Genomic DNA, 24,520 nt, shown 5'->3' with positions numbered 1-24,520 from the left:
ACCGCAAGACATGGCGATTCAGAAGAGCACGCCCGCGGTCGACGGCGTGCACGCGTTCAAACTGCCCGACGTCGGTGAGGGTCTGGTCGAGGCCGAACTCCTCACCTGGTACGTCAAGCCGGGTGACACGGTCACCGACGGCCAGATGATCTGTGAGATCGAGACCGCCAAGGCCGTCGTCGAGCTCCCCGTCCCCTTCTCCGGGACGGTCAAGGAGCTGCTCTTCGGCGAGGGCGAGACGGTCGAGGTCGGCTCGGTCATCATCACCGTGGACGACGGCACCGGTGGTTCCGGCGCCGCGGCCGGCACCGAGTCCGGTGACACGGCGGACACGGCGTCCGCCGGCGGGGCCGAGGAGACCGAGGAACGGGAGAAGCCCCTCGTGGGCTACGGCGAGAAGGCGGCGTCCACACAGCGCCGTGCCCGCCGCCGCCCGACCCCCTCGGGCCCGGCGTCCCCGCCCAGGCCGACCGAACCCGCGCCCGCGGTCGTGGCCGTGCCCGCCGGCCCCGCGCCCGCGTCCGGCCGCCCGCTGGCCAAGCCGCCGGTGCGCAAGCTCGCCAAGGACCTCGGGGTGGACCTGGCCGCGGTCGCGCCCACCGGCAAGGGCGGGGTCGTGACCCGCGAGGACGTGCACGCCGCCGCCGGATCCGCCGGGGCCCCGCAGGAGGCCCCCGAGGCCGCCTCTGCCGCTCCGGCCGCCTCGGCCCCGGCGGCCGGTTCGGTCACGGCGCCGGAGGCCGCGCCCGTGCGGGACCGGGCGGCCCGCGAGCGTCGCGTGCCGATCAAGGGCGTACGCAAGCACACGGCCGCGGCCATGGTGAACAGCGCGTTCACCGCGCCGCACGTCACCGAGTTCCTCCAGGTGGACGTCACCAGGACGATGAAGGCGGTGGCCCGGCTGCGCGAGCACCGCGACTTCGCCGACGTCCGGGTGTCGCCGCTCCTGCTGGTGGCCAAGGCCCTGCTCATGGCGGTCCGCCGCCACCCGGAGGTCAACGCCTCCTGGGACGAGGAGGCCCAGGAGATCGTGGTCAAGAACTACGTGAACCTGGGGATCGCGGCCGCCACCGAGCGCGGCCTGGTGGTGCCCAACATCAAGGACGCCGACTCCCAGCCCCTCCCGGAGCTGGCGGCGTCCCTGAAGGCGCTGACCGAGACGGCCCGGGCGGGCAAGACCACCCCGGCCGACATGTCCGGCGGCACCATCACCATCACCAACGTCGGTGTGTTCGGGGTGGACGCCGGTACGCCGATCATCAACCCGGGCGAGGCGGCCATCCTCGCCTTCGGGCAGATCCGGGACACGCCGTGGGTCCACAAGGGCAAGCTCAAGATCCGCAAGGTGACGACCCTGTCGCTCTCCTTCGACCACCGGCTGGTCGACGGAGAGCTCGGGTCCAAGGTGCTGCGTGACATCGGCACCGCCCTGGAGGACCCGGAGCTGACCGCTCTGGCCTGGGGCTAGCCTCCGGAGTCCGAGAAGAGCGAGGGGCCGGTGCGGCCGGGGAGTTCTCCCGGCCGCACCGGCCCCTTCGGCGTGTGCGGGACGCCGACACGTGGACGGGCCCGTCCCCCAAGGGGGTGGGGGCGGACCCTACGGATAGGTGTTCCCGCAACGGGAGCTTGGCCAACCCTTGACCCGCGCTTTTTCCTGGGGATGTTCCCGGAGTCCTCGTGCCCGAAGGGGAGGACCCGCTCCGTGCCGGGCCGAACATCCGGACCGGGCCGTACCGAACGCCGACCGTGATCACGGGGAACGCGGCCAGGGGCGGTGGCGATGGGAGCAGGGAGCCCGGCCCCGTCGGCCGTCCCGGTGGGGCCCACCGGTCATCCCAGCAGGAAGGTGACGGCGAACAGGACCGGGACGGTGAGGACGGTGGTCAGCAGGACCACCTCGCGGGTCATGGTCTCGCCGGTCCGGTACTGGACGGCGTAGTTGAACACGTTCTGCGCGGTGGGCAGGGCGGCCAGGACCACCACCGAGAACAGCACGGCGCCCTCCAGCCCGAAGGCCAGGGAACCCAGCGCCCAGGCGGTCAGCGGCTGTCCCACCGACTTCAGGGCCACGGCCAACAGCACCGGAACCTGGTCGGGGCCGCCGCGGCCCGGCACGGAGCTGCCGTGCAGGGAGATCCCGAAGGCCAGCAGCATCGCCGGGACCGCCATACCGCCGACCAGCTCGAACGGTTCCATCAGCGGGGCGGGCGGCACCCAGCCGGAGGCGGAGAGGGCGACCCCGGCGACGGACGCGATCACCACCGGGTTGCGCACGGGGGTGCCCATGGCGCGGCGCAGCACCGGACCGAAACCGCGGACCCCGCCGTTGCTCAGGTCCAGCACGGTCAGTGAGACCGGAGCGAGCACGAGCAGCTGGAAGAGCAGGATCGGTGCGACCAGGGAGGCGTCCCCGAGCACGTACACGGAGATGGGGATGCCCAGGTTGCCCGCGTTGACGTACGAGGCCCCCAGGACCCCCACGGTCGTGCGGCCGACGCCCCATCGTCGGATGACTCCCACCACGAGGAAGACGAGCCCCACGACCACCACGCTCAGGACGCTCACGAGGACCGGGGCCGACACCAGGATGGACAGGTCGGTGCGGGAGAGGATCGTGAACAGCAGAGCGGGACTGGCCACGTAGAACGCCAGCCTGCTGAGGACCTCCTTGGCCCCCGGCCCGAGCAGGGGGATGCGCCCGAGCATGTAGCCGACCACGACGATGCTGGCGATGACTCCGAACCCGATGATGACCCCGGACAACGGGCGACCTCCGAACAACCGTGCGGCCGAAACCAGCCAAAGCTATCGGAGCTCCGGGGAAAGTGATACGGCCCACGTCACACCACGCGCGGTGACCGCGGGCGCGGGTACTAGGAGCCCGGGCTCTCGCTGGGGTCGGCGTCAGGGTCGGCGGGCGGTTCCTGCGACCAGCGCACGACCAGGGGCCAGCCGTCCATGGAGGTGTCGTGGTAGCGGGGGAAGGCCTCCGCGGTCTCCGTCACCGCGCCGTCCTCCAGGTCCACCCGGAACCACTTCTCCTCGGTCTGGAGCAGGATCGCGTCCCGCTCCGGTGCGAGGGCGTACTGCACGACCGGGCTGGGCTCGTCCTCCAGCAGCCGCGTGGCGCTGTGCCCCTGGTCCTCGACCTCCAGCAGGTAGGCGCCGTTGGGGCCGCCCTCCCCGGTACCGTCGGGGCGGAGCAGGGCCCGCTCACCGCCCCATACAGGGGCGTCGTCGAAGGTCTGCCACTGCTCGCCGCCGGTGTTGAGGGTGGCGTTGACGACGCTGCCGTTGGTCGAACGGACCACGAGGTTGCCCTCGCCGCCGGTCACCTGCTCGGTGGGCACGCTGTTACGGATGTGCAGGGAACCGTCCGGCGTGAGCGTCCAGTCACTGGGCCGCTGTCCTTCGCCGAGGGCGAGGCTGCCCTCCTGGCTGGGGGTGCCCGCGGGCGCCTCCAACGGCACCGACATGAGCTGGGGCGGCTGGCCGGCGCCCTGGGCGGAGGCGAACCAGAGGCGGTCGCCGTGGATCGCCGGTGCTGACAGGGTCTCGTCCCCTCCCGCGGGGATGGACTCGACCGGCAGGTACGAGAACACTCCGGCCTCGCCACCCTCGCCGGCCTCGCCGTCCGCACCCTCGGCCCCGGCCTCCTGCGGATCGGTCAGGACGGCCAGGTGCACGGCGTTGGGTTCGGCGGTGACGAACGCGAAGTACTGCCAGTCCTCGGAGAACTGCTTGTGGACGGGGACTGCGGGCGCCATCGGGTCCAGGGCCCCGTCCGGGAGGTCGATCCTCTGCACGGGCGCCCCGGTGCCGGGGTCGTGGAAGACCAGTACCTGCTCGGTCTCCGGGTCTCCCGCCTCGAAGCCCCGGTGCACCAGGGCCAGCCCGACCAACCCGCCCTCGGCGAGTTCCTCGACGGTTTCCGGCTCCCCGTCGGAGGAGTCCGAGGAGGAATCGCACGCCGTCACGGCGAGCAGGCACACGGCCGAGGCCAAGGCGAGGGAGCGCCGCATGGTTCGCCTTTCGGAGAAGAGGGATCCGGGATGAAGGGGAAGCGAGTGGTTCCAGAGAATGGGATCACCGGCGGGGCGTCACGGTTGTCCCTGATTCCCACGTTATCCGGGGACGGGTCGCGGACCGGCGGCGGTACTCAGTCACGAGGGCTCGGCGAAGGCGACGGCGAGGGCTGCGGGTCGTCTTCCTCCTCCTCTTCCTCCTCTTCGGCGGCCTCCTCCTCGGCCAGGCGGTCGGCCTCGGCCTGGCGTTCGGCCGCACGCGTCGTGCAGACCTCCTCGGCGGGTGCCGAACCGCCGTCGACCGCGACCACGGTGAAGCAGTACTCGGCCTGGGTGTCGTCGACGGTGATCTGCGCGGTCACCGCGCCCGGGCCGGTCCGCGCCAGGGTCAGGGGCTCGAAGCCCTGCCTTCCGCCGACGACGAAGTACGAACCCGTGCCGCCGGTGTGGTCGGTCCAGGACACGGTGACGGCGCTGAGGGTGTCCTCCAGCCGGACCTCGGACGGAGGGCTCACCTCGGGCGGGGGCGAGGGCTCGGCCACCGGTTCGGGCGGGGCCTCCTCCGGAGCGGGATCGGCGGCCTCCTCGGTCTCCTCGGCCTCCGCCGCGGCGACCGAGGGCTCGGGGGAGTTGACCGCGCCGAAGGCGCTGGCCGCCAGGCCCACGACGAGGACACCGCAGACCGTCACCGCGATGTGCAGGTGCTCGCGCCAGCGCGGTCGGCCCGGGGGCTCGTGTGCGACCGGATCCCACACCGGTCCGGCCTCGGTCTCGGCCTCGGAATCCTCCTCGTCCACGGGCAGGTAGGAGTCCTCGGTGACGCCCGACCACCCCTTCAGGCGCGACCAGGTGATCAGGGGGGAGATCTCCTCGCCCCGGAGCCGCGCCATGGCGATGTCCGCCGTGGTGTTCGCGGAGGTCTCGGGAACCGCTCCCCGCGCCGCTCGTTCGGCGGGTGTGGGCAGGGCGCGCTCGACCGGGCGGGGCGTCTCGTGGGCCGGCGGAGCACTGGGCGCGGCTGGAGCCGGGTGGTCGGCCTCGACAGGCGGCGGTGGCGGGGGCACAGGTGTGAACGGGACCTGTGGTCCGCTCACGGGAGCGGGGGGCCCGTTGGGCGGGACCTGTGGTCCGCTCATCGGAGGGGTAGGTGTGAGCGGGACCTGGGGTCCGCTCATGGGGGGCGCAGGTGTGATCGGGGTCTGGGGCCCGCTCAGGGGAGCGGGAGGCCCGTTGGGCGGGACCTGGGGTCCGCTCATCGGGGGCGCAGGTGTGAACGGGGCCTGGGGCCCGCTCAGGGGAGCCCTCGGACCCGTCATGGAGCTCTGCGGGCCCGGAGGGGCGGGCTGACCACCGGTCCCGCCGGACACCGTCGTCGCGGGGCGCGAGGTCCGGGCCTGCTCGAAGGCGGCGCTGAACTCCGCCATGGTCGGGTACCGGTGCTCCGCCTGTTTGGAGAGGGCACGGGAGAGGACGCCGCGCAGTTTGCGCGAGACGTCCGAGCGCGGCACCGGCGGCGCGGGTTCGTTGAGGACCCGGCCGGCGTAGGCGCGGGGGTCGAACGGGCTGCCGTCGGTGGCGGCGAAGGGGGCACGGCCCACGAGCAGCGTCCACACTGTCGACGCCAGCATGTAGACGTCGGAGGCGGGGCTCCTGGGCTCACCCCTCAGGGCCTCGGGTGGCGAGTGGACGAACGCCTCAGCTCCCGGCGGGGGCGGGGCCAGGAACTGTCCGGTCGGATGGGTGACACCGAACCCCGTCAGGACCGGGGTCCGGCCGGCCCGCAGGACGTTGCCGGGGGCGACCCCGTTGTGTGTCGAGCCCCGGGCGTGCAGGGCGCCCAGGGCGACCGCGACGCTCCTCGCCACGGCGGAGGCCTCCAGGATGGGTGCCGGCCCCATCCGGGACAGCATGTCCGCGAAGGACCCGTCCGGGTAGTAGGGCAGGGCCACGAACATCTCGCCAGTGGTGGTGTTCCCCGCGTCCACCAGGGGCACCACCCCCGGCACGGAGGACAGGTCGCGCAACCACTCGAGCTCGGTCCGCCCCTCTTCGAGGGAGAGGATCTTGAGGACGACGTCGGCCCCGCTGGTGGTCCGGGTGGCGCGCACGATCCGGGCGCGGAGGCCCTGGCGGACCGGTCCTGCGGTGTCGTACCCAGGGGCCCACGACGGGGCGGGTGCGGAGCCGGACACGGAAGTTTCGCCCCCTGTTCGTGGTGGTGGGTGTATCAGGCCGGTACGTCAGAGCCGGTGCGGCAGCAGGGGCGTGTCGACCACGAGGGCCGGGGCGGACTGCTGGCGGTACTGCCCGATCCCGCGTTCCTCGTTCACCCCCTGCTGCCGGTCGAAGGCTCCGATGAGCGCGATGACCCCGCAGACCAGGGCGGTGAGGATGAGCCCGCCGATCACGGCCGGCCAGACCCGCTGACGGCGGCGCCAGTAGCGGCTCGACCCGTAGAGGATCGCGGACCGCAGCTGGCGATGCCGCAGGGCATCGGCCTGGAGGACGTACTTCTCCTCGTCCGGCGTGTAGTGGAAGGCCTCGGGGAGGTGCGGATCCGGGTCGGCCGGCGGAGGAGAGGGTACGGCGGTAGACATCGTCGGAGATCTTACCGGAGGAAGATCGATTCGAGCTTGCCGTGCATTCCGCGCATCTTGTCGATCACCTCGTCGTTGGCGCCCACGAGGTTCTGGAAAGCGCCCTGCACTTCCTCGTATTTGCTGTTGAACTCTTCGCTGTTGGACATGGCGGTTTCACGACCCGCGCCCTCCCACGCACCGAAGGTGCTGTTGGCGGTGGTCATGAGCGCCTCCATGATGTTCTCGAAACGCCCGTGGGCGTCCGAGAGGTCCATGGAGGTGTTCTCCATCGAACTGATTCTGCTGAAGTGCTGGTCCGACATGTCGTCTTCCTCTCAGGCCTTGAACTGACTACCGATTCGCTGAAGGGGTTCAGCCGTTGACGCCGCGCGCCAGGGGGTCGATCTCGGCGGCCGCGGCGGTGTAGGTCTCCTCCGCCTCACCCGAGATGCGGTTCAGCTCGGCCTGGGCGTCGGACAGGTTCATGCCGTTGGTCTGGCACCAGGTCATCAGGCCGCTGAAGGCCTCCACCAGGCTCGAGCCCGCGGAGCTGAAGGGGGCCTCGGGGCCGCGCAGACCTTCCGGGATGCCCTCGATGTCCCCCACGAGGTTGCGGATGTCCTGGGTCATCGCGTCGGCCTGGTCGAGGGTTCCCGTGCTGCCCTCGCCCATCGCGTTGACGTTCGATAGATCGAGATGGTCGTTGCTCATGGTCAGTTCCTTATCGGGTGATGGGGAATGCGACCGCCGGGTTCAGGGAGAAGACGGTGATGCGAGGGACGTCTTGTGTCGGTCGATGTGGACGATAGTCAAACCGGTGTCGCCCGGTCAACGAACCGGATTCCCGGCGGTGATCAAGGTTTTACCGGTGGTTCCGAACCGAAGGGCACACGCAGGGCTGCCGGTCGGGCACACATGGTTCCTCTCTGTTCCTCAGGCGGGTGGTTCGCTCCACCCCACCTGCAGTAGTTCCGGGCGTTTGCCGCGCAGGGCCAGCTGGGCCCGGCCCGCGGGGAGCTCCTTGGAGGCGATGCCGTTCGAGAGGCGGCCCTCGCGACGGTCCCCGGAGAAGAGGATGCCGGGAGTGGCCATATCGTTCAGCGCCTGGGTCACCGGTTCGAAGAGCGCCCGGCCGGCTCCGCCGGTCCTGCGGGCGGCCACGATGTGCAGCCCCAGGTCGGAGCCCTGGGAGATGAAGGGCGCCAGGGGGGCCAGGGGGTTGTTCCGTGTGCCGAGCATGTCCATGTCGTCGACCACGATGTACAGGTCCAGGCCCTTCCACCAACTGCGCTCGCGGAGCTGGCGGGGGGTCACGTCCGGGCCGGGCAGCCGTTCCTTGAGCGACTTGGCCAGGCTCTTGGCCACGGCCGCCGTCTGGTCCGCGTTGGTGCAGTAGGAGAGCAGGTGGCTTTCGGGAACCAGCTCGAGGTGGCTCCGGCGGAAGTCGACCATCACCACGCCGATCTCCTCCGGGGAGCGTTGGATGATCTGCTTGACCATGCCCCGCACGAACGCGCTCTTGCCGGTCTTCGGATCGCCGAAGGCCAGCACGTGGGGGTCCTTGGCGAGGTTGGTCATGGTGGGGCTCAGCGTGCTCTCCGCCAGGCCCAGGACCAGCTGGTTGTTGCGCCGGCTCATCTGGTGGCCCTTGACGAGGCGGTCCAGCTGCACCTTCTCCGGCAGGGTCCTGACCCCCTGTACCGCGCTCTGCGGCCAACGCTCCCGGACCCGCTTGACCAGGTCCGCGATCCCGTCGGTGACGTCGTCCGTGCTCACGCGGGCGTCGACGCGGGGGAGGGCGATGTGGAAGTGCCGTTCGTCGGCGCGCATGCCGCGTCCGGGGACGTCCTTGGGCAGGGTCTCGGCGACCCTCCGGGAGAGCCCGGAATCCATCGGGTCGCTGAGGCGCAGCTCCATCCGACCGCCGAACAGCGCCTGGAGGCGCGACCGGATCTGGGTGTTCGAGGCCCCCGACAGGATGGTGTGGATGCCCAGGGACGGCCCCCGCGTGGCGATGTCCATGACGAGGTCGTCGGCCTCCTCGTAGTCCTCGCGCACGGCGGCCCAGCCGTCGATCAGGAGGAAGATGTCGCCGATGGTGCCGCGGGGTACGGAGCCGTCCGCGCGCGCCTGGCGCAGCGCCGCCGGTGAGTCGAGGCGGTGCTTGCGCATCAGCCGCTGCCGGCGGTCGAGCTGGGTGCGCACGTCGACGAGCACGCGCTGGACGCGTTCGGGATCGGTGCGGCCGGCCACACCCGCGACGTGCGGAAGGTCCTCCATCGCCTGGAGGGCGCCGCCCCCGTAGTCGATCGCGTACACGGCGACCCGGCCCGGGGGGTAGCGCCAGGCGAGGCCGGCGATGAGGGTGCGCAGCAGTGTCGACTTGCCGGACTGCGGGCCGCCCAGCAGGACGATGTTGCTCTCCCCGCCGGTGAAGTCCAGTTCGGTGGGCACCACCTTCTGCTCGCGCGGGATGTCGGTCAGGCCGATGACCGCCCGGACCTCGGACGGCTCCGGCTCCACGCCCTCGGAGTCCATGCCCTCGGACTCGCCCAGGTGGTGCAGGACGGTGTCGAGCGACAGCACCTCGGGCAGCGGCGGCAGCCAGACCGGGCGCACGCGGTCGGCGCCCGACTCGACGATGCGGTCGATCGTGACCTGCAGCGTGGTCCTGGACTCCTCCTTGGGCTGGGACCGCTCGCCCTTGGCGTCCGGGGCGAGGGAGTCCATCAGCGAGGAGAGGGCCGAACCGGTCCCCAGGGCCTTGTCGAGCCCGTTGTAGGAGAGCAGGGGGAGGACGGGGACCTCCTTCTCCTCCTGCTCCTCCTCGGGCACGGGGGGCACATACGGCTGGGAGACCATGGCGGCCTTGAACCGCTCGAACACCGAGGTGTCCACCTTCAGGTAGCCCGATCCCGGCTCCGGCGGCAGGTGGTAGGCGTCCCCGACCCCGATCGCCTCGCGGCTCTCCGCCTCGGAGAACGTGCGCAGACCCACCCGGTAGGACAGGTGCGACTCCAGGCCCTTGATCTTGCCGGGCTCCAGGCGCTGCGTGGCCAGCAGCAGGTGGACCCCGATGGAACGGCCGATGCGGCCGATGGCCACGAACAGCTCCGCGAAGTCCGGGTGCGCGGTGAGCAGCTCGGAGAACTCGTCGATGATGATGAGCAGATGGGGCATCGGCCGGAGGGTGGGGTCGTTCTCCCTGGCCGCCTCGTAGGCGTGCAGGTTCGGCAGGTTCCCCGCGTCCTTGAGCACCTGCTGGCGCCGGGTCAGCTCTCCGAAGGTCGCCTCACGGAACCGCATCACCAGCGAGTCGTCGTCGGCCAGGTTCGTGATGAGCCCGGCGCTGTGCGGCAGCCGGTCGGTGTCGGCGAAGGTGGCGCCGCCCTTGAAGTCGACGAGCAGCAGCGCGAGGTGCTCGGGGTCGTGGTTGATCACCAACGAGGCGACCATGGTCCGGAGCATCTCCGACTTTCCCGAACCCGTGGCGCCGACCACCAGGCCGTGCGGGCCCATGCCGCCGAACGCCGACTCCTTGAGGTCCAGCAGGACGACGTTGCCGTGCGGGCCGACGCCGATCGGAACCCTGAGGTAGTCGCCGGTACTGCGCGGCCGCCACGTCCGCCCGGTGTCCAGGCGCGCCACGTCCGGCACACCGAGGATCTCGGGCAGGCCGACCGTCTCGTGCATCGCGTCGTCGCTGTCGGCGACCGAGATGCCGAACGGCGCCAGGAGACGGGCCAGCGTGGTCAGGTGGGCGACGCTCGACCGGTCGGCCCGCCCCTTCAGGGGGCTGTGCCCGTCGCCCTCCTCCTCGTGCGCGGGATCGGTGTCCTCGGCCAGGGTGCCGTCCGCGTCGACCACGAGTCGGAGGTCGACCCCTTCGGGCTCCTCCCGCCGGTCGCTCACCAGGGCGATCACGTGGATACCGAGTTCGGCCAGCGAGGTGACGGGAGCCTGGGCGGTCAGGCCCGACAGGGTCGACTGGTGCTCCCCGTCGACGATGACGACCAGCCGCCGGGTGCCGGGGCCCGGCGGCTTCTGGCGGCGCCTCTGCAGGTCGACCGTGCGGGCCTCGATCTCCTCGGCCAGCAGGTCGGCCATCTGCATGCTGTTGACGGTGACCAGACGGGCCGGGAGCGGGCCGTCCTGGGCGTCCTCGAAGGTGTTGTGGGGCAGCCACTTCAGCCACTCCCAGTGGGCGCGCAGCCGTGCGTCGCGGGCCACGCCGATCCGCAGGTCGTGCGGGGAGTGGAAGGCGGCCATCTGGGCGACGAGCGCCCGGGCCAGCCCGCGTCCGGCGGCGCGGTCGCCCACGATGGACACCACACCGTGCTCCCGCAGCGGGATCACCAGCGGCATCTCCGGGACCTGGGCGTAGAGGTCGATCAGCTGCTCGGCCGCGCCCTGGCAGACGGGGTCGTAGACGACCAGGGGGTTGGACGTGTCGACCTTGAGCTGGAGGCGCCGGGTCAGCGGACGCAGCCCGGTTCCGGCCCGGACCTCGAGGAAGTCCGGATCGCTCGCGCGCCGCTCCCATCTTCGGGAACGCGAGCGTGCCGGTGCGGTGAGAAGATCCGGATCCGGATGGCGGAACGCGTTGTCGGCCCGCTGGGTCGAGGCGACGTCCCGGATGATCTCGCGCAGTTGGTCCAGATAGTCCAGGTACCGTTCCCGCTGCTCACGAATGCGCTTGCGGGGGCCGTTGTACTGGGACACGAACATGATGATGCCGACGATCACGCTGGCGACCATGATGAGCACCCCGGCCACGGCCATGAGCGGCCGGTGGCCCATGGTGATGGACATCAGGAGAGAGCCCGAGCCGGTGATGATCGGCATGATGATCATGGCCCCGGAACTGCCCGCGGGGGCGTTCTCGGGGAGCTGTGGTGGTGTCGCTATGACCAGGGACCGGTCCCCTGGGGACTTGGGGGTGGTGCGCGCAGGTCGCGGGACCGATCTGGTCGCCACAAGCTTTCTCTCTTCCGTCCACCGATGGGGGCACTGGTGTCTGAGTGGCTACGTTCAGGATAATCTCGCGATCATCATGAACCGTCCCATTCGCGCATGAGAGCCCGCGAGTAGGACCGAGCCCAGCGTAGAGAACAAAGGAATCCCTGGTGTGAGCGGATACTGCCGAGTCACGGTCACCGGGCCGACGAAGTGGGCCGACCTGGCCCTGCCCGGAACGGTTCCCGTCGCGACGCTGATGCCCCGCATCATCGAGGTCTGCGTCCCGGAGGACGATGGGACCGATCCGGGTTCGTGGACGCTGAGCACCGTCGACGGTGAGCCGATCCACGCCGACGCCCCCCTGGAGAGCGCGGGTGTGTACGACGGGGACGTGCTGACGCTGCACCCGCGTGGGGCTCCCGCCCGCAGGCAGAACGTGGACGACGTGCGGGGCGCGGTCGAGGACGAGGTCGACGAGCACGCGTGGATCTGGAACCCCACGACCACTCTCTCCTTCGGTCTGCTGGTCTCGGCCCTGGGCCCGCTGCTCATGCTCGCCCTGCTGATGTGGCTCCGGCCGTTCGCCGGGCACCTCGCGGTGGCGTCGCTGGGCACCATGTACACCCTCGCGGTCATGGTGTTCGCGGCCCGCAGGCCGCTGCCGGTGGTGGCCCACGTGCTGTTCGCGACGGCGTGCGTGTGGGGCGCCGTCACCGCCGTACTCGCCGGCGGGCTGCTGAGCGGGGACGACCCCCTGGTCCGGGGCGCGTTCGCGCTCTGCGGAGCGCTCCTGGTCGGGATCGTCGGCTGGGCGCTGGACCGGACCGGTCTGGCCTACATCGCCGGGCTCGGTGTCCTGACCCTGGGCGCGGGCGTCCTGGTCACCGTCGGCATCTTCGTCGAACCCGTCCAGGGTGTGCGCGCGATGGCGCTGGTCCTGGTGCTGTGCGTGGGGGTCCTCCCGCGGAGCGCGATGGTCATGGGCGGCCTGTCCGGGCTCGACTACGAGGTCGGGCGGTCCGGGCAGGTGTCCACCGGCCGGTTCGAGGAGACCTTCGACAACAGCGACCGGCTCCTGCTGGGGATCATCACCGGTGCCGGTGCGAGCTCCGGCCTGGTGATGGTGCTGCTGGCCTACTACGCCGAGACCCTCCCCGACCTGCTCCTCTGCGGCCTGATCTCGGTCCTGCTGCTCCTGCGCTCGAGGCTCTTCGACCGGATCCGCCACGTGTTGCCGCTCCGTATCTCCGGGGTGATCGGGATCGGGGCGGCCGGGATCTCCGCCATCGGCGAGTACCCGGTCCTCGGGCCGTGGCTCCCCTTCGCGGTGCTGGTGGGCGGTGCCGTGCTCGGGACCCTGAGCGCGATCCGGTTGGCCGACGTCCCCAGGGCCTCCCTGCGGCGAACGCTCAACTGGACCGAGATCGTGGTGGTCATCGCCATGTTCCCGGTCTTCGCGTGGGCGATGGGCCTCTTCCAGTTCGTCGGAGAGCGCACCGGAACTTTCTGACCCCCAACCGCATCTTTCCCCCCAAAAGAGAGGAAGTGGCTCGTGAGTCTCGATGAAGTCAGTGTGAACAGTTGGGCCGGGATGTCCCGGGCCGAGGAGGCCGAGGCCATGGCAGAAGCCATGGTCGGGCTGTCCGACACCTTCGAACTGCTGATGGGCGAGGCGATCGACAAGGCCGGCTGGATGCTCCGCCCGGGCTTCTACACTTTCGAACGCGAGAACGCCCCGGACATCGAGACCCTGCAGAACAACGGGATCGAGCTGGCCAACGGTATCCAGGGCGGCATCTCCCGAGTGGTGGAGACCGACTACGAGGCCGACGAGACCTACCAGGGCGCGTGGACCGACATCCCGGACGTCAACTTCTGACGCGTGCGAGTGATGGGAACCGTTCCTCCGATGTGCCTCCGTGCCCATGAGCCGGCCGAGGACCGCGGCCAAGGACCGCCGAAGCGCGGCCGGGCGGCCGCCACTGAGACAACCATGGGTGGCAAGTATGGGTGGAGAGCATGAGTAGCAACCGGTCGGTGACGACCAGCGCGGGCGGCGGCGAGGTCACGGCTGTGGAGGTGTCCGGCCAGACCCAGCAGTACAGCTCGATGTCGTACACGCTGTCCATGAACGGGGATCCGGACGTCTACGCGTCCCCGCTCGAAGGTCTGGTCGAGGAGCTGAACCTGTTCACGGCCCGCATCCTCGGCCGGGCGAACGACCTCCACGGCGACTTCGACGACACCGCCCAGCAGTTCTCCGACGTCCTCAAGTGGAGCATCCAGAACTTCTCGGAGGAGGACCTCGCCCTGTGGTCCGAGGTCTCCTCGAACATGAGTTTCTGCGCCGCCATCGTCGAGAACTGGAAGGACGCGGTCAAGACCTACAAGGACGAGCGCCTCCGGATCATCAACCGGTGGAACGAGGAGGCCCCGACCCTCGCGGCCGACCTCGACAAGGCTCCGCCCCGGATCCAGTTCATCTGGAACGACTCCCCCGCCGAGGCCGCGGAGAAGGCCCTGGCGTCACTCAAGCAGGAGCTGGAAGGCGAGGAGCAGACCGCCTACCAGCTGTTCAAGGAGACCGGCGAGCAGCTCTCCGACGACCTGAAGGACGGACCCACCGCCGAGGCCGTGGGGCGCCTGATGGAGGGCGGCTACGTCACGTGGTCGCAGTTCAACCTCGGCGGCTCGGCCGCCGACCTGCCCGACGACGTCGACCCGGTGGCGATGGCCGACAGCATCGTCCCGTACGTCAACGGGGACAAGGAACTCGACGACGACTACTACGAGATGCTCGCCGTGCTCTCAGCCATCGGTTGGCGCGCCGAACAGGCCAACAGCGTCGAGGGCCAGGACATGGACCCCGAGGACATGGAGTTCCTCAAGGAGTTCTACGACCAGCTGGAGGGCGGCCCGGTCCCCGTCGCCGACCTCGCTCGGTTGGCCCCCATGGACGAGTTCATGGGAGAGGACGCGGTGCCCCTGCTGGCCGCGCTCGGCACCGGAATCCTCGTCCTCAGCGACCCGCGCCTGAAGAACGGGGACGACTCCGTACCCGGCGGCTACTACGACCTTCCGGCCAGTGTCCGCGCGGCCGTCGAGGGCGACCCCGACTTCGGTATGCGCGACATCGACTGGGAGGCGGTCGGCAACCTCTTCGGTCACGTCCCCGAAGGAGTCGAGGGCGGCCGTGGACTGTCCCTGACCCTGGGGCTCACCGTCGGCCACGAACTCAGCACCCAGGACACCTATTTCCTCTCCCCCGAGACCATCGAGCACATGCAGGCGGCCCTGGGGGTCGCCACGAGGAACGACGGCGCCAACGCGGACATGATCTCCGGCCCCGGCGACTGGTTCGAGCACCCGCGCCTCGGCGACGTCCACGAGGACGAGAAGCGCGAGGCGGCGTTCGAAGCCATCCTCACGAACCAGTGGCCCGACAACGGCGCCGCGGCGAGCGGCTACACGGACTGGATCATGGAGGCCCGGCAGGAGGCGGGCGACGACACCCGCGCGGTCGACGAGACCGCCAGGGACCTGATCGAGTTCCTCACGGACGACGAGCGCTACGAGCGTATGACCGACCTGACCGGCGGTATGTACACCGACCACTACGGCGAGAGCGGGCTGTCGTTCACGCAGGTGAACCACGAGATGGCGAACGGCCTCGTCAACGTCTTCGGCGCCTACGTGGACGACTTCGGCCTCGCCGGCGAGGAGGGTGTCACCATCAGCGACCGGTCCGGTGCGATGCTCGTCGGTGATGAGGAGAAGGTGAGGTTCCTCGAGTTCATCGCCGGAAGCCCCGAGGCCGCGACGTCGATGACGGCGATCTCCGAGATGAACGCCCACCAGGGCGTCACCGAGATGATGAGCGGGGACCAGTACGCGTCGGTGGAGGGAGACGAGAGGAGCCGTCTGACCCGCGCCATCAACGAGGCGCTGGTCAACGAGGCCTCGTCGAGGCTGAACAGTGAGACCGAGGCCCGTATCGAGGCCCATGAGAGGAAGGTGGCGGGCCGGGAGCTCTTCGTGGACCTCCTCTTCAAGCCCGCTGACCTGATCGACGTCAAGAACCCCGTCGCCGGTCTGGTCGTCGGTGAGCTGGTCGACGCGGCCAAGACCGCGGCGACCGACGCCGCCACGTCCGGACTGGACCTGCAGCTTCCGCCGCCACCGGAGCCGACGGCCGAATTCGACGACTCCGTCATGGGGAACACCGTTTTCACCGGGTCCGCCATTGTCGACCACTACGTGCGCAACGACACCATCACCGCCGAGGACCTCGAGGGCTACGAGTACCTGAGTATCGAGAACGGCGAACTGAAGGTCGAGTACGACGCCGAGATCGAGGCGACGGTGAGAGCCGAGATCGTCGACCTGCTGGCGGATGCCGACGACGGGCTGGGCGGCCTGGTCCTCGAGTCGTACCTGGAGGGATTCCAGCTCCAGCGGGTCGATGACCTGGGTGAGCTCGATCCGGAACTGGCCGAGGAGCTGCAACGGCGGGCGGAGGACAGCGGACAATGAGTAGGACCTGGGCGCTCGCCCGGTGGGCGGGGGCCGGAGCCGCCGTGGTGTTCCTGGCCCCTCTCGGCGCGTGTTCGGTGCCGGGATTCGGGGGTGTCTCGGCCAGTCACCAGGAGTTGGAGGGTGAGTGGTCGGACGCCGCCGTGCCCGGGTCGATCTCTGAGGTGGCCTGGGAGTGGACCGCCGAGGGGTACTCGGGTGATGTCGAGGTGACCGCGCTTCCGCGGGGCGTGTTGGTGCGCTCTGCGCGGGGTGTGGTGGCTCTGGACGGTGTGACGGGTGAGGAGCGGTGGAGCTTCACCGTGGAGGACGAGGACGTCCGTGCGCTGACGGACGTGTCCTCCACCGGTGATCGGGTCCACGTGATGTACCCGAAGGAAGCCCCGGACGAGGACTCTGAGGCGTCCGGCGACGAGGAGCTCTCCCCCGAGGTCGAGTGGCGCCGGGTGGTCCTGGACGGGGTCAGCGGGGAGATCGTCGGCGACTTCGAGGAGCCGATCGCCGCTGACGTCGAGAAGCCCGGGCCTTTCGAGGGGGTCGCGGGTGACGGGGGTGTCTTCCACCTGGAGGGCAGTGACCGGCTCTCGGGGGCGATGCTCTCGGAGGAGGACGGTTCCGAGCTGTGGCGGACCGAGGACCTGTTCACGTGTGAGGGTTCGAAGGTGCACGGGGCCGACCGTCCGGTGGTGTTCTCCGAGGCGGTGGTTGTACGGGCCTGGTGCGGTTCGGGTGATGCCGAACTGCTCGCCCTGGACCCCGCCGACGGGGCGGTGCTGTGGCACCTGGAGGACGCCGAGGCGGAGTTCCTGACCGCGGAACGGGGTTCCGTGCGCGGGGCGGGCGAACTGCTGCCCGTCTACCACGACCGGGGCCCCGAGTACGAGGACGAGCAGTTCAGCGAGCAGTACGTGCTCGACCCGGCTACGGGTGAGGTCGTGGGCGACGCGACAGGGCTGGAGGAGGGCTGGTTCCTGGCCCGCACCCTGGAGGACGGGTTCCTGGTGTCACATCGTGCTCCTCATGACGAGGCCGCCGGGTACGAGCTGCGGCGGTTCGACGGTCAGACCCTGGCCACCGAGGAACAGGCGGTGCCCACGGCGTCGGCCGGCAGCTACGTGCTCGCTCTCGAGGAGGCGGTGGTCAAGCTCGAGCCGGAGGACCCGGAGACACCGGTCAGCGTCACCCCGTGGGGCGGTGGCGAGGCGCACCGGATCGACCTCCCCGAACCGGTCGAGGCGGCCCTGTACTTCGAGGCCAGGCAGCCGGAGGGCCAGTTCGAGGCCGTTCCCGGTGCCGTGCTGCTGGTCGACCGGAGCGACTCCCAGGGTGAGGGCGTCAAGGTCATCGGCCTCCAGTGACATCGCCCGGCGGAGACCTGCCCTTCCCGTCTGTTCGGCCATATCTTGCTTGCAGTGAGACATTTCCACAGAAGCAGTAATGATGCGGTTGGCCTCGAGGTCGATGATGGTCGGGTCCGTGAAAGCTCGAACGAGATGACGTTTCCGCCGCTCATGGATGTGTAGGCGCGAGTCATTGTTGTGCCCGGCGAATGTGATCTTCATGCATGCCGTAGAAAAAACAGTGGTGGATCCAAGATGGTGATGTTCGAGCAGGGCCGGATATGGCTCCCGGAGCTGATGGGGGAAGTCCTGTAACCAGAGATTTCTCGCCAGGCTATGTTGATATGCAAGAACTTCTTGGTGGTGCGAATTGCTCAGGCATTTGGGAATCTTTTTTCTCTTGATTCTATTTATCTCCGGATGTGCTGGCGATGTATCCAAGGAGGAGCGAGAGGGCGAGGAAAATGTAGAGCATTTTGTTGAGGAAGGGGTAACTCCGGGGCCGGTTCCCGGCGGGGTCTCTTCGGTTGCATGGCATAGAATCCTTTCGAGTGAAGAAAAAGTACTTGATGTTCATCCCATTCCAATTGGCATTGCGCTTGTATACGAAGACGGGCTTGTAGCGCTCTCGGGTGTTTCTGGAGAGGAGGTGTGGAGATATCGCGAGGAGGGGAGTAGCCCTAACATACATTTTTCCAACAACGGTGAGATCGCAATCCTCGAGTTCGTCGTCAAGAGCGATTCTGGCGACTCTATTCGTGCATTGATGCTCGATGGCTCCAGCGGGGAAGTCCTAGAAGATGTTGTCCTCGAGGAGAGTTCTGCCGAAAATGCACAGTGGTTTCCTGGGTCTATGTTCTCTCAATTTGATGAAGAGGTTCGTATCGCTACTCCCGCAGGTTGGGGCAGTCACGAATTGATGAGTGCGAAGTCTATTTCCGACGGTAAGGAAATATGGGCTCAGACAGAGCTGATGACATGTTCGTCGTCGAGCGATTTTGAGATGTATCTCGGTTCTCCTGAAGTAATTCCTGGATTTGTGGTCAGGCCGTTGACCTGTGCAGAGACGGTCAGTGCTGACGGGATCACCCCGGGTCCGGATGGATTGATGTCCGCTGGAATCATCGCTTTCGATCTCGAGACCGGGGAAGAAGTCTGGAGATTCGAAGAAGAGTATGAAGGCACTGCGAACACTACTAGGCAGAGAGATGGGCTCGTATTCAGCTCGGATGGCAATTACGTATTTCAGAATATTGATTCTGATGGGACGAATGTGATCAAGATTGATTCCGGAGAGAGGGTCCCATGGGTTTCTGGTGAGGTGCTGGACATCAATATGAGTTCAGGAACTGCCACCGTGTTTCGTGATGGGCACTACCGCCTGATCGAAGAGGAGGGAGAGGTGGCCAAGACATCTCCCTCTGAGGCGTGCCCGGAGAACGCTTCTTTTCGCGATGGGCAAGTGGCGTCCTTGGCGTCAGGAGTCTTGCTTATTTGCGGAGGGGGTGAAACTAATTCCGAAATGTTTGCGCATCAATTTTCCTGGCTGGATGAGGGCAATGAGGCGGTAGAAATTGATTTAACTGCTGATTCTCCTGGGTATTTTGAATCTATTGATCAAATCCTGGTTGTCCCTGGGGCCGTTGTTGCTGTTGCGAAAGATGCCCAGGGAAACCTTTCTGGGATTCTTGGACTTTCTTAGAGTGAATCCCAAAAGCTGTCTGAGATGGGCCAGCTGAGGGCAGCAGAGTAGGCTGCGCAGGACATCCCACTGCTTGAGCTGGGAGGTGGTCCGATCATCAGGGAGTTCGAGGGCGCTCTGTCCGCAGGGAACTGGTCCGGATACAGATCCCACACAGGCGAAAGTAGAGTTCTCAACCCGTATGGAACCAGGCGAACGACCCTTACCAATCTGAACCGCGAGGTCTTCAGGCCCAGGCCGGAGGGAACGAGGAAGCATGATGAGTAGGACTCGGCCGTTTCTTTGGTGGGAGGGGCCGCAGTTGCTTCCCGTGAGTCACGCCCGAGGGCCGCGGTGCGAGGACGAGGCGTTCAGCGAGCGGTACGTGTTCGATCCGGTCACGGGTGAGGTCCGTGGGTGACGCGACAGGGCTCGAGGGGCACCGGATCGACCTCCGGGAGCCGGTCAAGACGGCCGCGTACTTCGATGCCAGGTAGTCGGAGGGGTTCTGGTGATCAAAGAACCCAGAACGGTCGGTGCTGATCTTCCGGCTGGTCCAACTGGGTCTTCTTCGAACTGGGGAGGGGGATCAGATACCGTCGAGGCGGATTTTTTGAAGCTCGACGGTGGAGCCGGGGAGTTCGAGTGGACCAGGATTCCCGGTGCGGTCGTCCTCATGAGCCGGGAGAACCCGGAGGCGGGTCTGATCGCCCTCGGGTGATGCCTCCGGGGGAAGTCCCCCTAACGAACCTCTTCTTGCTGTTGGGCCTGGGCGGCGGCGATGCGCTTGCGGCGGCGGGCCTCCTTCACCGACACGGAGACGATGCGGGTGACCGCGACGGCGGTGATGACGGCCAGCGGAATCGCCAGGGCCGCGGCGGGCTGGCGGATGGGGCGGAAGCTCGCGGAGTCGGGGCTGACGACCAGGAAGCCCGACGGGCGCACCCGGGTGAAGCCCGTGCCTCCGGCGCCGTCGCCGCCGAAGAACGGGATGTTCCCGGTGCCGCCGCCCATGACACTCAGGGAGGTGACCCGCGCGACGGGGACCACGGTGGTGCTGCCGGAGGTCACCGGGGCGCCGAAGGCCGTGGTGGAGCCGGCCAGGGATCGGGTGTTGTCGAGCAGCGAGGTCAGCGCGGCCATCGCGCCGCGCTGGGCCTTGTTCCTGGGCATGCGGTGGTTCCTCTCCGAGGACGGGTGCGTGATGTCACGCTATAGCGGACCTCGCCCGCAGTCGGGATCGTGGGGCGTCTGGAGTGTTCGCCTCATCCGAGGGTGTCGGTGATCTCCAGGGTCTCCGGGTCGATGAGGTTCACGTTCCCGTCGGCGCCGATCCCGGCGATCACCTCGGGGTGGAAGGCGGCACCCAGGAGCATGGGGTCCTCGTTCCCGGCCAGCAGGTCCTCGCCGGTCTCCACGTCCCACAGGTGGGCGCGGTAGAAGGTGGTACGGGCCTCCAGGTCCTCCTCGTCGGAGGTGTACCGCCAGGCGACGTGCACCCGACCGCGGTCGGGGTCGACGGTCATCGCTCTGATAGTGGAGGCGAAGGGACCTTCGGCATGGTCCTCCATGAGGAAGGTACCCAGATGTGAGTCGTCCTCCAGGTCGTGCCAGATCACCTCACTGCCACTGATGTAGACGACCTGGTTCTCACCGGGAAGCGTCTCCATCGCTCTGGTGGAGACGTTACGGATGGTCTGGACCCGCTCTCCGGTCTCCGTGTCCCAGACGATGATGCTGTCGAGTCCGGAGCTGGCGACCCTGGTTTCGCCAAGGAAACCCAGGTAGCTGCTGTGGTCCATGTCGTTGAACGTGCGGACCAGCTCACCGGTCTCCATGTCCACGATCCCGATCGAGTCGTCCCGGTTGACCTCGATGCCGGGGTTGGTACCCAGGGCCAGCCAACGGCCGTCGGAACTGAAGGCGGTGATGTTCACCGAAGTCCGATCCTGGCTTCCGTCCGGGCGCGGCGGGGGCTCCGGGCCCCGATGCTCCAGGGTCTGCCCGCTGGGGATATCGAAGGTGGTCGCTACCCAGTAGTGCTGCCGCTCGTCCTGTTCGTCCTCCTCAAACTCCTTGGCCGAGACGAGTGAGAGCGTGCAGCCGACTGGGGAGAACTCCACCTTGCCGACCCGACCGTCCGTCGGGGCGGCGATCAGCTCTCTTTCGCGCCAGTCCCACAGGCTGAGGCCGTGTTCGAGCCCGGCCAGGGCCAGCACGTCTCCGTCGGGGGAGAAAGCGGCCTCGTCGGCGTTGAGCTCCCCGGTCCACTCGCCCGGTTCGGGGAAGCCGCTTCCGTCGAGACAGCCGGCACCCGGCCCGGAACCCTCGGTGGAGCCGTCGGCGGCTGCCTGGCCGCCGGGACCGGCCAGGCGTCCGTAGCCCCACACCGCGCCGACAGCCGCGACCAGGGTCAGGGCCAGGGCTGCGGCAGTCAGACCGACGAACCGGCCCCGACCGTGAGGCGAGGGAGCGGCGGACTCGGCGGGCAGGGCCTGGCGCATGGCCGCCGCTGAAACCCCGATGACCGAACCCAGCTCCGGTGGCCAGGGCACCGCTGCGGTTGTCCCGCCGAGCATGCTGACCAGGTCGGCGGCACTCGGCCGCAGGTTCGCGTTCTCGCGCAGGCAGGCTTCCACCACGCTGCGCAGCTGGAGGGGGACCCGGTCCAGGCCCTCGGGGCCCTCGATCCCGCTGGCGGCGAAGCACAGGACCGCGGCCCAGGAGAAGACGTCTCCGACCGGGGCCCCGCCGCCCTCGGGCGGGTCGAACACACCTCCCGCGGGGTCGTGGGCCTCGACCGAGGGGAGCAGCCCGGGATCGGCCAGCAGGGCGTGGTCAGCGGTGAGCAGGATGTTCGCGGGGGTCAGGGTGTCGTGTGCGCGCTGCGCGGTGTGCAGGGTGGTCAGCCCCTGGGCGGTGGCCAGAGCGAGGGGGTGCAGGGCGCCGACCGGGAGCGGGCCGTGGGTTCGGACCAAGGTGGCCAGGTCGGGGCCGAAGGGGCGTTCGGTGGCTGCCCAGGGCACGGGGGAGTCCAGGTCGGCATCGACGACCGCGGCCACGTACGCACTGTTCAGCCCTGATGCGCTCTGCACTCGGTGGGTGAAGGCGGAGCGGGTGGTGGGGTCGGTGGCCTGGCCGGAGCGCAGGATGAGGATCCGCGCGGGCGGCCTTCCCGGGGCGGCCCCGAGGTAGGAGCGGGTGCGGGCGTCCTCGCCGAGCCGGGCCAGGAGCCTGTAGCGGCCCGCGGCGGGCGGGTCGTGGGGGTGCAGGGGGAGCATGGCCTCGTCAGTCCGTCCGGCTCACTCGAAGGTCTCGATGGGTTCCAGGGTGACGGCGTCCAGGATGCTGATCTCGTCCAATTCGGGCGAGAGGCTGGCGATGACGTCGCCGTCGGGGTGGACGGTCATGAAGGCGAAGGGGACCCGGTCCTCGTATTCGGGGGTCAGGTCCTCGGCTGTGGAGCGGTGCCAGACCCGCGCGGAGATATAGGCACCTCCGTCCTCGTCCGCCTCACTGATGTAGAGCCCGTAGATCAGGTCGTGCTTCGGGTTGGCCTCCACCTTGGCCAGGACGCCCTCGGGTTCCTCGTCGGGCACGTAGAGGAGGGGGTCGTCGTCGGAGGTGAGGTCGAAGACGACCGGTCCGTCGTCGAGGATGCCCACGACGGTGTCCTCGTCCAGGAAGGCGACCTGGTTCCAGGTGTTCCAGGTCAGCATGCCGGACCTGAGCAGCTGCTCCCGGCTGTCGGTGTCCCACACGGTCAGGGAGTAGCCGGTCATCGCGGCCAGCCGGGTGCCCTCCGGGGAGTAGCGGAGGCTGCGGCCCGCGTCGGAGGAGTAGCGGGGCAGCACCTCTCCGCTGTCCAGGTCCACCGGGTAGGTGCCCCCGTTGCTGTCCTCGAAGGTGTCGTCGGAGACGAGCACGCTGGAACCGTCGGGGGAGAAGGCGAGGGAGCGGGCGCTCCTGCCCTCGAAGTGCACGTTGTGCTCGCCGGTCTCCAGGGAGTACACGTGGGCGCCCGCCTGTGAGGGCACGCCGAGGAAGCAGTTGTCCGGGCTGAACACGATCGGCCGGTAGGCCTCCCCGGGGATCGGGATGTCGGCCAGGGCGGTCCCGGCCTCCCAGTCCCACAGGGAGACGACGTCGTCCCTGCGCTGGACCGCGAGGACCGAGCCGTCGCCCGAGAAGCGGATCGACGAGGCTCCGTCGGGGAAGGACGGTTCGGTGCCGACCGCCTCGGCGTACTCGGGGGCCAGGTGGACGGTCGGGTCGCACTGTTCGCGCCGGGCGGGGGCGGCGTTCTCCTCCGCCTCCGGTTCGTGCTTCCTGGCCGCCGCGGCGTTCTCCCCGCCGCGGTCGAGGGGACCGGTCACGGCCCACAGTCCGGCCCCGGCGACCAGGACGAGGGTCGCTGCGGCGGCTCCGGCCAGGGCGAGCGTGCGCCCTCCGACGCTCCTGTGGGGCGCCGAGCGCGCCTCGAGGAAGGGCCGCAGGGCGGCGCGGTGGTCGTGCTCGACCCCGTCCAGGACGGCGACGGCGGTCTGTGGCAGCCACGCGCTCGCGGAGACCGCGGGCGGTACGGGGCCGCCGAGGGCCTGGAGGACCTGCGCGGCGGTGGGCCTGCGGGTCGGGTCCTTGTCCAGGCAGGCGGAGAGGAGGCCGCGCAGGGACGGCGGCACCCCGTTCAGGTCCGGTTCCCGGTGGCCGATCCGGTAGATCACGGCGGAGGGGTGGCCGTCACCGAACGGGCCCCGGCCGGTGAGCGCGAAGACCAGGACGGCGCCGAGGGCGAACACGTCGGCGGCCAGGCCGGACGCCTCGTCGCGGGTTGTCTCCGGGGCCATGTAGCCGGGGGTACCGGCGAACTCCGCCGCCCCGCTGCCCGGCGACTCGTCCATGGCCCGGGAGATCCCGAGGTCGATCACCTTGGGGCCGACCGCGGCGACCAGGACGTTGCCGGGCTTGAGGTCGCGGTGCACCACCCCGGAGGCGTGCAGGTGGGCGAGGGTCTGGGCGATCGTGCGGCCCAGGTACCGGACGGTGGGTTCGGGCAGGGCGCCGATCCGCCTGACCAGCTCCTGGAGGGAGGGGCCCGGGACGAACTCGGTGGCCAGCCAGGGCGAGGGGCCGACGGTGTCGGCGTCCAGGACGCGGGGGAGGTCGCCGCCGGTCACCTGTAGGGCCCGGTGGACCTCGTGGGCGAAGCGCTCGCGGAACTCGGGTTCGAAGGCGAACTCGGGCCGCACCACCTTGACCGCCACGGGCTGGTCGGCGGGGCCCAGTGCCAGGTGGACGTGGCCCATGCCGCCGGAGCCCAGCGGGGCGACGATCCGGTAGGGACCGATCCGCTCCGGGGGTTCGGTGAGGGATGAGGACATGTCGGTGCTCGCGTTCTCGGTA

The 24,520-nt window shown here is 69.1% G+C and carries 16 protein-coding genes; 6 read left to right on the top strand and 10 right to left on the bottom strand.

What is annotated here, in order from left to right; all coding sequences use genetic code 11:
• The first annotated feature begins 10 nt into the window (after positions 1–10).
• A complete protein-coding gene (locus D458_RS0131030) occupies positions 11–1,468 on the top strand; it encodes a dihydrolipoamide acetyltransferase family protein (protein WP_017590613.1) in 1,458 nt (485 codons plus the stop codon).
• Between the two features lie 362 nt (positions 1,469–1,830).
• Here D458_RS0131030 and D458_RS0131025 read toward each other — a convergent pair whose 3' ends face one another.
• The 7 genes from D458_RS0131025 to D458_RS0130995 form a co-directional block, all read right to left on the bottom strand.
• Entirely contained in the window at positions 1,831–2,763 is a 933-nt protein-coding gene (locus tag D458_RS0131025) for an AEC family transporter (protein WP_017590612.1), read from the bottom strand.
• Between the two features lie 110 nt (positions 2,764–2,873).
• Positions 2,874–4,022, bottom strand: a complete 1,149-nt coding sequence (locus tag D458_RS0131020) for a hypothetical protein (RefSeq protein ID WP_017590611.1) — start codon at positions 4,020–4,022, stop codon at positions 2,874–2,876.
• 137 nt (positions 4,023–4,159) lie between these two features.
• Positions 4,160–6,217, bottom strand: coding sequence for a serine/threonine protein kinase (locus D458_RS0131015; protein WP_017590610.1), 2,058 nt, complete (start codon positions 6,215–6,217; stop codon positions 4,160–4,162).
• A gap of 48 nt (positions 6,218–6,265) precedes the next feature.
• The gene (locus D458_RS0131010) at positions 6,266–6,622 is read right to left on the bottom strand and encodes a hypothetical protein (protein WP_017590609.1); all 357 of its coding nucleotides are present in this window, start codon (positions 6,620–6,622) and stop codon (positions 6,266–6,268) included.
• Positions 6,623–6,633: 11 nt separating this feature from the next.
• Entirely contained in the window at positions 6,634–6,927 is a 294-nt protein-coding gene (locus tag D458_RS0131005) for a WXG100 family type VII secretion target (protein WP_017590608.1), read from the bottom strand.
• A 49-nt stretch (positions 6,928–6,976) separates the two neighbouring features.
• Complete coding sequence (locus tag D458_RS0131000; RefSeq protein ID WP_017590607.1) at positions 6,977–7,315, bottom strand: hypothetical protein; 339 nt, start codon at positions 7,313–7,315, stop codon at positions 6,977–6,979.
• 222 nt (positions 7,316–7,537) lie between these two features.
• Complete coding sequence (locus D458_RS0130995) at positions 7,538–11,458, bottom strand: type VII secretion protein EccC (protein WP_017590606.1); 3,921 nt, start codon at positions 11,456–11,458, stop codon at positions 7,538–7,540.
• 274 nt (positions 11,459–11,732) lie between these two features.
• Here D458_RS0130995 and eccD point away from each other — a divergent pair, with 274 nt between their 5' ends.
• The 5 genes from eccD to D458_RS36625 all read left to right on the top strand — a co-directional run bounded on the left by eccD (position 11,733) and on the right by D458_RS36625 (position 19,138).
• On the top strand, positions 11,733–13,073 hold the full coding sequence (gene eccD / locus D458_RS0130990) for a type VII secretion integral membrane protein EccD (RefSeq protein WP_017590605.1): 1,341 nt from the start codon (positions 11,733–11,735) through the stop codon (positions 13,071–13,073).
• Positions 13,074–13,115: 42 nt separating this feature from the next.
• Complete coding sequence (locus tag D458_RS0130985; RefSeq protein ID WP_239648113.1) at positions 13,116–13,442, top strand: hypothetical protein; 327 nt, start codon at positions 13,116–13,118, stop codon at positions 13,440–13,442.
• Between the two features lie 140 nt (positions 13,443–13,582).
• A complete protein-coding gene (locus tag D458_RS0130980; RefSeq protein ID WP_152521296.1) occupies positions 13,583–16,096 on the top strand; it encodes a TPR repeat region-containing protein in 2,514 nt (837 codons plus the stop codon).
• Positions 16,093–17,454 (top strand): outer membrane protein assembly factor BamB family protein, encoded by a 1,362-nt coding sequence (locus D458_RS0130975; protein WP_017590602.1) that lies wholly within the window; start codon positions 16,093–16,095, stop codon positions 17,452–17,454. The genes D458_RS0130980 and D458_RS0130975 overlap by 4 nt, the downstream gene beginning before the upstream one ends.
• 352 nt (positions 17,455–17,806) lie before the next feature.
• Positions 17,807–19,138 (top strand): PQQ-binding-like beta-propeller repeat protein, encoded by a 1,332-nt coding sequence (locus D458_RS36625; RefSeq protein WP_152521295.1) that lies wholly within the window; start codon positions 17,807–17,809, stop codon positions 19,136–19,138.
• A gap of 720 nt (positions 19,139–19,858) precedes the next feature.
• Here the strand turns inward: D458_RS36625 and D458_RS0130955 are convergent.
• From D458_RS0130955 to D458_RS0130945, 3 genes are all read right to left on the bottom strand, one after another.
• Positions 19,859–20,290, bottom strand: coding sequence for a GerW family sporulation protein (locus D458_RS0130955; protein WP_017590599.1), 432 nt, complete (start codon positions 20,288–20,290; stop codon positions 19,859–19,861).
• A gap of 92 nt (positions 20,291–20,382) precedes the next feature.
• A complete protein-coding gene (locus tag D458_RS0130950; protein WP_017590598.1) occupies positions 20,383–22,398 on the bottom strand; it encodes a hypothetical protein in 2,016 nt (671 codons plus the stop codon).
• A gap of 21 nt (positions 22,399–22,419) precedes the next feature.
• Entirely contained in the window at positions 22,420–24,498 is a 2,079-nt protein-coding gene (locus D458_RS0130945) for a WD40 repeat domain-containing serine/threonine protein kinase (RefSeq protein WP_026119856.1), read from the bottom strand.
• Positions 24,499–24,520 lie beyond the last annotated feature (22 nt).

Source organism: Nocardiopsis ganjiahuensis DSM 45031, assembly GCF_000341085.1.
GTDB lineage: Bacteria > Actinomycetota > Actinomycetes > Streptosporangiales > Streptosporangiaceae > Nocardiopsis > Nocardiopsis ganjiahuensis.
This window is presented reverse-complemented; position numbering and strand designations above follow the sequence as displayed.

What these genes read in the sequence shown, in the direction of transcription:
- D458_RS0130945 (WP_026119856.1), bottom strand. Translation starts at nt 24,498, where the DNA reads ATGTCCTCATCCCTCACCGAACCCCCGGAGCGGATCGGTCCCTACCGG.
- D458_RS0131005 (WP_017590608.1), bottom strand. Translation starts at nt 6,927, where the DNA reads ATGTCGGACCAGCACTTCAGCAGAATCAGTTCGATGGAGAACACCTCC.
- D458_RS0131000 (WP_017590607.1), bottom strand. Translation starts at nt 7,315, where the DNA reads ATGAGCAACGACCATCTCGATCTATCGAACGTCAACGCGATGGGCGAG.
- D458_RS0131010 (WP_017590609.1), bottom strand. Translation starts at nt 6,622, where the DNA reads ATGTCTACCGCCGTACCCTCTCCTCCGCCGGCCGACCCGGATCCGCAC.
- D458_RS0130950 (WP_017590598.1), bottom strand. Translation starts at nt 22,398, where the DNA reads ATGCTCCCCCTGCACCCCCACGACCCGCCCGCCGCGGGCCGCTACAGG.
- D458_RS0130995 (WP_017590606.1), bottom strand. Translation starts at nt 11,458, where the DNA reads ATGATCATCATGCCGATCATCACCGGCTCGGGCTCTCTCCTGATGTCC.
- D458_RS0130975 (WP_017590602.1), top strand. Translation starts at nt 16,093, where the DNA reads ATGAGTAGGACCTGGGCGCTCGCCCGGTGGGCGGGGGCCGGAGCCGCC.
- D458_RS0131030 (WP_017590613.1), top strand. Translation starts at nt 11, where the DNA reads ATGGCGATTCAGAAGAGCACGCCCGCGGTCGACGGCGTGCACGCGTTC.
- D458_RS0131020 (WP_017590611.1), bottom strand. Translation starts at nt 4,022, where the DNA reads ATGCGGCGCTCCCTCGCCTTGGCCTCGGCCGTGTGCCTGCTCGCCGTG.
- D458_RS0130980 (WP_152521296.1), top strand. Translation starts at nt 13,583, where the DNA reads ATGAGTAGCAACCGGTCGGTGACGACCAGCGCGGGCGGCGGCGAGGTC.
- D458_RS0130955 (WP_017590599.1), bottom strand. Translation starts at nt 20,290, where the DNA reads ATGCCCAGGAACAAGGCCCAGCGCGGCGCGATGGCCGCGCTGACCTCG.